This window comes from Methylobacterium aquaticum, assembly GCF_001043915.1.
GTDB classification, from domain to species: domain Bacteria; phylum Pseudomonadota; class Alphaproteobacteria; order Rhizobiales; family Beijerinckiaceae; genus Methylobacterium; species Methylobacterium aquaticum.
Window position 1 is genome coordinate 17464 of record NZ_LABX01000213.1, and the last position, 9838, is coordinate 27301.

The following is a 9838-nucleotide window of genomic DNA, read 5'->3' on the forward strand; positions in this document are numbered from 1 at the left end:
GAGCACGGTCCGGAGCGGCCGGGCTTGTCGGATCGCGGAAGCTTTTGGACATTCGCCCGCTTCCTCAGCGCCGCCGCAGCGCGACGACCTGGATCGCGCTCGCGAGAGCCCCGAGGGCAAGGCCCAGACTCGCCACCGCCGGCCAACCGCCCGTCTGCCAGGCGGCGGTCCCGAATGCGGAGCCAGCGGAGCCGCCGAGGAACATCGCGCCCATTAGGATCGTGTTGAGCCGCGCCCGGGCCTCGGGCTTGAGGGCGAAGACGACGTGCTGATTGGCGACGAGCGCCGCCTGCATCGCGAAGTCGAGCAGAACCACCCCGGCCACCACGGCCACGAGGGAGGGCGAGAGCCCAAGGACCGCCCACGAGGCGAACGTCAGCACCGCGCCCATCGCGACGATTCTTGCCGGGCCGCTACGATCAGCGACACGTCCGGCGAGCGGCGCGGCGGCGATGCCGACGGCACCCACGACTCCGAACAGGCCCGCGACATCGGCACCGTAGCCGTAGGGCGGGCCGGCGAGCCGGAATGCCAGAACGGTCCAAAACACGGTGAAGGATGAGAAGATCAGGGCCTGCGTGACCGCGGCGAGCCGTAGCGGCGGAAAGTCCCGCCACAGCCCAGCGAGGGAGGCGAGCAGCTGCCCGTAGCGCAGGGTCGCCTCGGGCCGGCTCTTCGGCAGGGTCGCCGCCATCAAGGCGCCGGCGGCGAGGGAGAGCGGCACGCCGAGCCAGAACATCTCGCGCCAGCCGGCATGGGTGGCGACGAAGCCGGCGAGCGTGCGGCTGAGCAGGATGCCGGTGAGGATCCCCGACAGGATCGTGCCGACCGTGGCGCCGCGTCGCTCGGGCGGGCTAAGATGCGCGGCGAGGGGTACGATCTGCTGCGCCACTGTCGCCGATAGCCCGACGGCTAGGGAGGCCAGCACGACGAGCCCCGCGCTCGGCGCCGCCGCGGCGAGGGCGAGCGCCGCCGCCAGCACGCCGAACTGGCCGACGATGAGCAGGCGCCGTTCGACGACGTCTCCGAGGGGCACGAGCAGGAAAAGCCCCGCCGCGTAGCCGAGCTGCGTCGCGGTCGGGATCAAGGCCGTCGCCTCGCCCGGCAGGTCGCGCTCGATCAGTGCCAGCATCGGCTGGTTGTAGTAGATATTGGCGACCGCGAGGCCGGCGGCGGCCGCCATCGCGAAGGTGCGCGCCCGGGGCGTCACATGGGTCGCCGGCCTCTCGGCCGCGGCTTGAGTGGACATGGTCCTTCTCCATCGGCCGGCCGATCCGTTCGCCAGTGCCGGTCCGCCGACAAGTTATTCCGTCACGCCGCACGGTGTAGTAGCGTCGCACGATATGCGATTGTAACGTGGCGCGTTATTTTGGATTTTCTCGCTCTCTCCGTCCTGACCGAGGCGGTCGGCGCCGGCAGCCTTGCGGCGGCGGCGCGGCGCCTGCACATCACCCCGATGGCCGCGACCCGCAGCCTGTCGGGCCTCGAGCGCGAGCTCGGGGTGCGCCTCCTGCACCGCACGACCCGCTCGCTCTCCCTCACGGACGAGGGGCAGGTCTTCCTCGCCCATGCTCAGGCCCTGCTCGAGGAGCGCGAGGCGGCGCTTGCCAGCGTGCGTCCGGCTGAAGCCGGCGCGACCGGGCGGCTGCGCCTCACCGCCTCGACGGCGTTCGGCCGCAAGGTCGTCGCTCCGGCGCTCGTCGCCTTCATGCAGTGCCACCCGGAGGTCCGGGTCGATCTCGTCCTCACCGACAGCGTCGTCGACCTGGTCGGGGAGGGGCTCGACCTCGGGATCCGCATCGCTCGGTTGAGCGAGTCGAGCCTGGTGGCGCGCCGCTTGGGGGCGAGCCCGCGCGGCCTCTTCGCGACGCCGGGCTACCTCGCCGCCGCCGGCACTCCGATGCAGGCGGCCGATCTCGCTTCCCACGAATGCCTGGCGCTGGCGGGTGCCGGCCACTGGGCGCTCGGAGAGGCCGGGCAGCAGGCGTCGGTCCGGGCAGAGGGCCGCTTCACCGCCAACACCATCGAGGGGCTGCACCAGGCCTGCCTCGGCGGCCTCGGGATCGCGATGCTGTCGCGCTGGGATGTGGCCGACGAGGTCGCGCGCGGGCTTCTCGCGGAGGTGCGGCTCGCCGAGGGCGAGCCGGAGCCGCTGGCGATCTGGGCGGTCTACCCGACGCGCCGGATGGTCCCGGCCAAGGTGCGACTGTTCATCCGGTTCCTTGCCGAGCGTCTGGAGGCGTGAGCGGCACGACCGGCATCGCGGAATCTGCCCCGCGCGGCGTCTAATGTGCGCCGCCCCCCTCCCGGTTCATCCGCCGCCACTGCCCGGGGCTGGTACCCACCGCCTGCGAGAAGGCCCGGGTGAAGTAGCTCTGGTCGCCGAAGCCGCAGAGCAGGGCCACCTCGGCCAGTGGAAGCGCGGTCTCGCGCATCAGGCGCTTCGCTTCCGTGATGCGGAGATCCGACAGGTAGCGGTGCGGGGACTGGCCGGTGCTGCGCCGGAAGGCCGCCGCGAAGTAGCTCGGCGACAATCGGCAGGCCTGCGCGACTTCCGCGATGGTCAGGGCGGTGGCGAAGCGGGCGTGCAGGATCTCCCGGGCGCGGCGCTCCTGCCAGGGCGAGAGGCCGCTGCGGACCGGCCGCACCGTGGCGGCGCCATCGCCGTAGCGATCGAGCGCGTGGGCGAGGAAGGCCATGGCGGTGTGCTCGACGAACATCGCCCGCGCCGGATCGGGCTCGGCCAGCGCCGGGAGCAGCAGGGCGACGACGCCCGCCGCGACCGGGTCCCGGTCCGCCCGCGGCCAGGCAAGGTGCGAGGGCGGCGGGACGTCGTTCTCCCGCGCAACAGTGTCGACGAGGGCGTGCGGCACGTAGAACTGGACCGCGTCGAGGGGGCCGCTCATGACCGAGCGTGGGCGATCGGCGAGGCTCACGACGCTGACGGCGTCGGCCGGCACGGCGCCGGCATGAACCAGCCGCCCGCCCACGGTGAAGGCGTGCTGCTGCAGCGGCCGCACCTGCACCACGATGCTGTAGGCGGCCTCCTGCTTGAGCGGCGGGGTTTCGGTGCCGGGCGCGAGCAGGCCCTGGAGGCGGGTGACGACCAGGGAATGGCCGGTCCGGTGCGCGGCCGTCAGCGTCCCGCTCGCGCGAACCCCGATATGGTCGGCCATGCGCGCGCCGTTCAGGCCCGACATCCGGTCAGGCGATGCGCGCCCGGTCCGCGCCGGCCGTATGGGCGCGCGAGACGATGAGGAGATGTAATCGAGAATCATTCCAGCACCCGGAGGCTACGGGTGCATGATCCCAGAGGCGCGGACAACCGTCTTTTCGATTCCTGCTCTGGTCTTTGCAGCGCTTGCTGTTACGCGTTCTGCTGGCGCCGATAGTCCCCCGGCGTGCAGCCGGTCGCACGCTTGAAGGCAATATTGAATGCGGATTGTCCGGAGAAGCCCGACCGATGGGCGATCTCGCCGAGCGGCGTCGCGGTCCGGGACAGGAGGCGCCTGGCCTCCTCGAGCCGCGCGGCGCTGACGAAGCTGTGCGGCGTGCTCCCGGTGACCGCCTTGAACAGCCGCGAGAAGTGGAACGGGCTCAGGCAGGCGACATCGGCGAGTTCGGCCACGGTGAGGTCGCGGTCGAGGTTGTCGCGGATGAACTCGGTCACCCGGCGGATCCGGGCCTGGCAGGTCGAGCCGGCTTCCGTGTCGGCCCGCTCCGGGCGGTCGTGCCCGTACATCTGCGCCACCCGCGCCACCAGCGACAGCGAGGCTGCCTCGACCAGCATCCGGCCGGCGGAGGTCTCGGCCTGGAGCTCGCGGCCGATCGCGAGGCCGAGCTGGCGCACCAGGTCGTCGTCGACATCGGCGAGGTACCGGACCGCGTCGGCGCGGATGCGCGGGTCGCCGTAGAGGTCCGCCATGTGGGCGAAGCGCTCGACCGGCAGATAGACGTGCAGGATGTCGTGCAGGGCGCCGGAGATGCCGATGTCGTCCTCGGCCACGCCGACTGGGCAGAACCACACGGTTCCCGCCTCCACGGCGGTGCGCTGGCGTTGGCCCGCCCCCTTGCGGCTGACATAGGCGCCGGGGCTGCGCCGCGTCGCGATGGTGATCTCCATCTGCGTCGGCACGATCGCCGGCAGCTCTCCGGGCGGATGGCAGCGCAGCTCCGCCGCGACGCCCGACCAGCCCCGCCCCTGCGAGGAGGCGACGAGGCCCGCATTGGGAAACTTGAACGCGCCGTGCCGATGCAGATCCATGCGCGACAATGTCCAAGCCGCGGCACGGCTACGCTATTATACACCCGTATCGGCGACACGGGCGCCGGGTTCGCCTAGAGCCTCGCCACTCATGACCGCCACAGGAGGGCCGGCGCGCGCGACGGTGGTCGGACGTCGCCGAGGCGGCATCGGAGGAGGCCCAGGAACCGGGCCCCGGGCGGAGGACCACATGAGCCAAGGCTTGGGGCAGGGAGGCTTGGGGCAGGACGGCTTCCGGCGGGAAAGCCTGGGGCAGGTCTTCTCGCGATGGCCGAGCCTCGCCTCTGCCAATGACGGCTCCCCCGCCGCCGACGCGCTGCCGGCCTGGATGCTCTCGGCCCCCCGCCGCCGCTGGCCGGACCTCGTCGAGGACGGCACGAAGGCGGTCTTGGCGGTCCTGGTCCCGGTGCTCCTCGTCGGGTGGGGGCTGGCCGCCGGGCCGCCGGCCTCCGTCGCGATGGCGGGCCTCCTCGTCGCCGGCGTCCTGGTTGCGCTCCTCGGCACCTTGCACGTCGCGCGGCTCCGTCGCGCCTTGCGGGCGAGCGAGGCGCAGTTCTCCGCGATCTTCGAGCGCGCCGGGATCTCGATGTGGCGCGAGGACTGGAGCGCGGTGGGCGAGACCATCGCCGCCTTGCGCCTCGCCGGCGTCACCGACATCGAGGGCTACTTCGCGGCGCGGCCTTCGGAACTGCGGGAGCTCTGCGGCCGGGTGCTGATCAAGGACGTCAACGCCTTCACGCTGGAGGAGACCGGCGCTCCGGACAAGGCAGCCTTCGTCGGCCCGCTCGACCGGCTGCTGCCGGAGACCGACCAGACCTTCGTGCAGTGGCTCGTCGCGCTCGGTCGCGGCGACCGCTTCTTCCGCTCGGAGGCCCATATCGTCCGGGCGGACGGCCAGCAGAGCGACGTGCTGTTCACCGCCATGCTGCCGCGCGAGCGCGCCGAGTTCTGCGACCTCCTCATCACCTCCCTCGACATCACGGCCTACAAGCAGGCGCAGGCGCGGCTCGCCGCCGCCGAGGGCGACCTCGCCCGGGCCGCCCGTTCGATTACCGTCGGGGCGGTGAGCGCGTCGATCGCCCACGAGGTCAACACGCCGCTCGCGGCGATCGCCGCCAACGCCCAGGCGTCCTTACGCTGGCTGAAACGGCCGGACCCGGACCTCGCCGAGGTGACGGCTGCCCTGGAGGATGTCGTCTCCGAGGCACGGCGGGCCCGCGACGTCGTCGCCCGCACCCGCTCGCTGTTCGGAACGGCCTCCCTCGCGCTCGCGCCCGTCGACCTCGTCGAGGCGGCTCGCGAGGCGACGCTGCTTGCCGAACGGGACTTGCGCGCCAACGGCGCCACGGTCCTCATCACCGCCGATCCCGACCTGCCGCCGGTCACCGGCGACCTCGTCCAGATCGAGCAGGTGCTCGTCAACCTGCTCGTCAACGCCGCCCAGGCGATGGCGGGGTCGAGCGGCCGCCGTGACGTCGCGATCACCGTGCGGGGCGATCCCGGCGCGGTGCGCGTCACGGTGAGCGATACCGGCCCGGGCGTGCCCCCGGAGCAGCGGGCCCGCATCTTCGAGCCGTTCCACTCGACGAAGCCCGGCGGCATGGGCATGGGACTGGCGATCTGCCGCAGCTGCATCGACGCCCATGGCGGCGACCTCTGGCTCGACGACGCGCCGGGTGGCGGGGCCGCCTTCCACGTCCGGGTTCCGACCGCATGCCGGTCTCCGGCCTGACCCCCCGCTCCGTCGCGATCGTCGACGACGACCCGGCGATCCGCCTTGCCCTGACCCGGCTCGTCGGGTCCCTGGGCTATGCCCCGATGCCGTTCGAGACCGGCGGCCACCTGCTCGCCGCCCTCGGTGCCGTCGAACCGGGCTGCGTCGTCACCGACCTGCAGATGCCGGGCCTCTCCGGCCTCGACCTGCTGCGCCAGCTGCGGCTGCGCCGTCCCCGGTTGCGGGTCATCCTCGTCACGGCCTATCCGAGCGACGCGAACCGCCGGCGCGCGCTCGCCTGCGGCGCCTTCGCGTATCTCGCCAAGCCGTTCGAGGCGGAGGAGTTGGAACGCTGCCTCGCGCGTGCGTTCGACACGCCCTGATTTCGTGTTAGACCCCGATCACTCCGCTTCCGGCGCGAACTCGCGATCGACGGGCTCTTCCGCCGGCGACGCGCTCACCCCGATCCCGATGCAGACCGGCACCGTTCACATCGTCGATGACGACGCAGCCCTGCGAAGGGCCCTCGTCCGCCTCTGCGGCTCGGCCGGGCTCAAGGCCATCGGACACCCCGACGCGTCGCACCTGCTCGCCAATCCCGACGTCGAGCGGCCGGCCTGCATCCTCCTGGACGTTCGGCTGACGCACGACGACGGCCTCGACGTCCAAGCCCGGTTTCAAGCGTCGGGCACCACGATCCCGATCATCTTCCTGACCGGCTACGGCACGATCCCGATGACCGTGCGGGCGATGCGGGGCGGCGCGGTCGAGTTCCTGACCAAGCCCGCAGAGGACGACGACATCCTCGCGGCCATCGACCGCGCCCTCGCCCTCGACGCGGCGTCCCTGGCCGCAGAGGCCGCCCGGGGCGCGCTCGCCGGCCGGCTCGCCTCCCTCACGGGCCGCGAGCGCGACGTGTTCGGCCTCGCGATCGGGGGCCTCATGAACAAGCAGATCGCCGCCGCGCTCGGCGTCTCGGAGATCACCGCCAAGGTGCACAAGCGGCGGGTGATGGAGAAGATGGAGGCCCGGTCGCTCGCCGATCTCGTCCGGATGGCGGGCGAGCTCGGCATCGATGCTCCACGCCAGCGCTGAGTGGCCCTCATCCGGCGGCCCGCGGGCTCCCGGCAGGGCCGTGATGACTCGGCCGGCAGGAACTGTCGAGGCCATCTCCGTGAGCGCTTTCCCGTGCAAGGACACTGCCCGCCGTACCCTGAGCCCGGCGCCTCCGCCCTGCGCCGCGATCCAGCCCCTGGAGGCCGTCACCGAGCGTCGGCGGCAATTCCCGCCGCAGCGACCGTGTGAGCGCCCGCGTCCGGGAGCGGGTGCGGTGGATGGCCTCCCGCTGGCCGGCGAGCCAGTCAGGCAGACCGTTCGTCAGTGCCATCGAGGCGTCGAGTTCGGTTCCTCGTTCCTCGAGCCAGCGGACCTGGTGGTAGAACTCGATGAGCTCGATAGCGGTGCGCGACGAGAACAGCCCGATGCGGCCAGAGTTGTTGGCGACGCCCGCGAGGTCGTGGCGCCACAGGCGCAGGGCTGCGGCTTCCCGACCCTCTACGATGGTCCCCGCCCGGTTCAGGCGTGCCTCGTAGCGCAGCAGGCTGCGCTGGATTGACTTGATCTCAGCCAGGAGGGCGAGTCCGTAGGTGCGGCGCTCCTGGCGCCGGACCCAGCCCTGGCTGAGCAGCGCGCCGAGGAAGCCGGTGACGATGCTGATCCCGGCGGAGAGCAGGACCGTCGTGAAGGCGAGGTCTGTCATACCAGCTCCTCCTCGACCGAACCGGGGCTCCGGACCGATGCCAGGAGCGGGGACGCGCCGACCGTCACCGCGCGGCTCCGGGCGGCTGGGCATGGAACACGGTGGTGTAGTTGGCCGGGATCCAGCTGAATTGTCCGTCCTCGGCCCGGATGTGGCCGAGCCCCGGGAAGGAGATGTGGGCGGCGCCGATCCAGGCGCCGGTGCGGGACGCCTCCGAGAAGAGCGTCTCGCGCCGGGCCTCGGCGCCCGCGCCGTCGGTATCGTAGGTCACCGTGACCTCCGGATCGGGGAACTGGATCGGCGCCACGTGGACGATGTCGCCCCAGACCAGCAGCGTCTCAGTTCCACTCGTCACGCGGTAGGAGGTGTGCCCCGGCGTGTGGCCCGGGGTCGCGACCGCGACGAAGCCCGGCAGGACTTCGCCCTCGCCGTCGAAGGGAATGAGCCGTCCGGCGTCGCGGTAGGGCTTGAGCGCGGCCTGGGCGCCCCGGAACATCGGCAGCAGGAAGGGTGGAGCCGCCGCCTCGTTGGCCGGGTCCAGCCAGTAATCGGCGTCACGGCGGCTGACCCGGATCGTCGCATGCGGGAAGACGGCCTTGCCGTCGTGCATGATCCCGCCGACGTGATCGGCATGCAGGTGGGTCAGCAGCACCTCGTCGACCGCCTCCGGCGTGTAGCCGGCGGCGCGCAGGTTCGCGACGAGCCTGCCGCAGCAGGATCCGTAGAGGTCGCCCGCGCCCGCATCGATCAGGACGAGCTGCGCGCCGGTATTGATCAGGAACGCGTTGATCGAGCCCTCGAAGGGCAGGGCGAGGAAGTCTCGCGCGAGCCGGCTCTCCGCCTCGCCCGGCCGGACCTCGGAGAGGAGGGCGCGCGGGCCGCCGTCGCGGGGCCGCTGGAGCACGGTCGGGATCGGAAAGGTGTGGGTGCCGTCGAGGAGAGCCGTCACCTCGAAGCGCCCGAGCATCATGCGGTAGAAGCCCGGTGCCTGCTCTACCACTTGGGGCGCCGCCGCGCGCGGGCCGCCGGACGGTCCTCCGACCAGGACCAGGCAGAGAGCCAGAGCGCAGGCGCCGCCGAGGCCCCGGAATTTGCCGGTCGACGCACCGTGGCGGCGAAGCCCGGTCATGCCCGCTCTCCCGTTCCAGCAGATTCTTCCTCGGGAACCGGGATTGCGAAGCCGTTCAGGGTTACCGAGACGAAGCAGTAGTGACCGACGAGGTAGATCAGCTCGCTGGCACCCGCCTGGCCAAACAGCGCCACGGCACGCCGGTAGGTCGGCTCCGGCAGGACCCCGCCACCGGTGAGCGCGCGGGCGACGTCGAACGCCGTCGCCTCCTCGTCCGTGAGGTCAGGTGGCCGTTCGCCGGCGGCCAGTGTCGACAGGCGCTGGTCGGTCATCGCGTGGCGTGCCTGCGCGACCACTCCATGCGCGTAGATCTCATAGGCCGCACCGAACCGTGCCCCGACCGCCAGGATCGCGACCTGCCGCACCGCATCGGGCAAGATCTTGAACGTGGTCATCGCCTGGGTGACGGTCCAGAAGGCCGCGCCGACCTCAGGCTGGTGCAGCCACGCATTCCAGGGCCCGAGGAGTGCGCCGTCTGCCCGCGTGGTGGTGAAGAGGTCGTACTTGGCGCCCACGCCCGATCTCATGTCGTCGTAGAGTGGCCGCTGTGACGGGGAAAGGTCGGCGGGGGCGATCGGCGGGAGGCGCATCCGTGGACTCTTCTCGTCAGCGGCCGTGAGCGCGACCGTCCTCGTTGTCTAGCGGGGCTGCTCCGAGCTGACTTGTACGGGATCGCGCTCGATTGGACGTTTCGATGGATGTCGGACGCCCGAGACGTCGGTGTGGGGCGAGCTACAGGTCGTTGGGTGCGTCTAAGAGTCCGTTAGGAAAGAGTTAACTCATAGTGATTGATGCGAGCATCCGCCCGATTGATGCAAAAAGCATCGCACCAGCCGAGACGTGGAGCAACGTTTCATAGTCGACCTTGAGGCGGCGCGAGCCCGTGAGAACGCCAATGCTCTGCTCGACCCGCCATCGTTTCGGCAGGAGAACAAAGCCCTTCGACCCCTTTGGTCGAAGAACCACCTCGAC

General features: G+C 71.5%; 10 protein-coding genes and 1 pseudogene. 4 read left to right on the forward strand and 7 right to left on the reverse strand.

Annotated features, from left to right (window positions below):
* Positions 1-64: 64 nt before the first annotated feature.
* Complete coding sequence (locus tag VP06_RS25175; protein WP_048466550.1) at positions 65-1249, reverse strand: MFS transporter; 1185 nt, start codon at positions 1247-1249, stop codon at positions 65-67.
* Positions 1250-1369: 120 nt separating this feature from the next.
* Here VP06_RS25175 and VP06_RS25180 point away from each other — a divergent pair, with 120 nt between their 5' ends.
* Positions 1370-2245 carry a LysR family transcriptional regulator gene (locus VP06_RS25180; protein WP_048466551.1) on the forward strand — a complete coding sequence of 292 codons (876 nt, stop codon included), beginning with the start codon at positions 1370-1372 and terminating at the stop codon, positions 2243-2245.
* Between the two features lie 40 nt (positions 2246-2285).
* Here VP06_RS25180 and VP06_RS25185 read toward each other — a convergent pair whose 3' ends face one another.
* Both VP06_RS25185 and VP06_RS25190 read right to left on the reverse strand, forming a co-directional pair.
* Complete coding sequence (locus tag VP06_RS25185) at positions 2286-3200, reverse strand: helix-turn-helix domain-containing protein (protein WP_053082029.1); 915 nt, start codon at positions 3198-3200, stop codon at positions 2286-2288.
* Positions 3201-3367: 167 nt separating this feature from the next.
* The gene (locus tag VP06_RS25190) at positions 3368-4264 is read right to left on the reverse strand and encodes a helix-turn-helix domain-containing protein (RefSeq protein WP_048466552.1); all 897 of its coding nucleotides are present in this window, start codon (positions 4262-4264) and stop codon (positions 3368-3370) included.
* A 190-nt stretch (positions 4265-4454) separates the two neighbouring features.
* On the opposite strand from VP06_RS25190, the gene VP06_RS25195 reads away from it, so the two are divergent.
* From VP06_RS25195 to VP06_RS25205, 3 genes are all read left to right on the forward strand, one after another.
* Complete coding sequence (locus VP06_RS25195; protein ID WP_156295761.1) at positions 4455-5996, forward strand: sensor histidine kinase; 1542 nt, start codon at positions 4455-4457, stop codon at positions 5994-5996.
* Positions 5978-6361 carry a response regulator gene (locus VP06_RS25200; protein ID WP_048466553.1) on the forward strand — a complete coding sequence of 128 codons (384 nt, stop codon included), beginning with the start codon at positions 5978-5980 and terminating at the stop codon, positions 6359-6361. Before VP06_RS25195 ends, VP06_RS25200 begins: the two co-directional genes overlap by 19 nt.
* 88 nt (positions 6362-6449) lie before the next feature.
* Positions 6450-7073, forward strand: a complete 624-nt coding sequence (locus tag VP06_RS25205) for a response regulator transcription factor (RefSeq protein ID WP_048466554.1) — start codon at positions 6450-6452, stop codon at positions 7071-7073.
* 7 nt (positions 7074-7080) lie between these two features.
* Here the strand turns inward: VP06_RS25205 and VP06_RS25210 are convergent, their stop codons facing one another.
* The 4 genes and pseudogenes from VP06_RS25210 to VP06_RS35270 all read right to left on the reverse strand — a co-directional run.
* Entirely contained in the window at positions 7081-7737 is a 657-nt protein-coding gene (locus tag VP06_RS25210) for a hypothetical protein (RefSeq protein ID WP_048466555.1), read from the reverse strand.
* 64 nt (positions 7738-7801) lie between these two features.
* On the reverse strand, positions 7802-8866 hold the full coding sequence (locus tag VP06_RS25215; RefSeq protein WP_053082031.1) for an MBL fold metallo-hydrolase: 1065 nt from the start codon (positions 8864-8866) through the stop codon (positions 7802-7804).
* Positions 8863-9456 carry a carboxymuconolactone decarboxylase family protein gene (locus VP06_RS25220; RefSeq protein ID WP_048466556.1) on the reverse strand — a complete coding sequence of 198 codons (594 nt, stop codon included), beginning with the start codon at positions 9454-9456 and terminating at the stop codon, positions 8863-8865. Before VP06_RS25220 ends, VP06_RS25215 begins: the two co-directional genes overlap by 4 nt.
* Positions 9457-9640: 184 nt before the next feature.
* Positions 9641-9838: pseudogene (locus tag VP06_RS35270) on the reverse strand (IS5/IS1182 family transposase); the annotation flags it as partial.

Bases quoted from the DNA above. Each gene is read 5' to 3' on its own strand.
- VP06_RS25185 (WP_053082029.1), bottom strand. From the start codon at position 3,200: ATGTCGGGCCTGAACGGCGCGCGCATGGCCGACCATATCGGGGTTCGC.
- VP06_RS25205 (WP_048466554.1), top strand. From the start codon at position 6,450: ATGCAGACCGGCACCGTTCACATCGTCGATGACGACGCAGCCCTGCGA.
- VP06_RS25210 (WP_048466555.1), bottom strand. From the start codon at position 7,737: ATGACAGACCTCGCCTTCACGACGGTCCTGCTCTCCGCCGGGATCAGC.
- VP06_RS25195 (WP_156295761.1), top strand. From the start codon at position 4,455: ATGAGCCAAGGCTTGGGGCAGGGAGGCTTGGGGCAGGACGGCTTCCGG.
- VP06_RS25200 (WP_048466553.1), top strand. From the start codon at position 5,978: ATGCCGGTCTCCGGCCTGACCCCCCGCTCCGTCGCGATCGTCGACGAC.
- VP06_RS25190 (WP_048466552.1), bottom strand. From the start codon at position 4,264: ATGGATCTGCATCGGCACGGCGCGTTCAAGTTTCCCAATGCGGGCCTC.
- VP06_RS25220 (WP_048466556.1), bottom strand. From the start codon at position 9,456: ATGCGCCTCCCGCCGATCGCCCCCGCCGACCTTTCCCCGTCACAGCGG.
- VP06_RS25175 (WP_048466550.1), bottom strand. From the start codon at position 1,249: ATGTCCACTCAAGCCGCGGCCGAGAGGCCGGCGACCCATGTGACGCCC.
- VP06_RS25215 (WP_053082031.1), bottom strand. From the start codon at position 8,866: ATGACCGGGCTTCGCCGCCACGGTGCGTCGACCGGCAAATTCCGGGGC.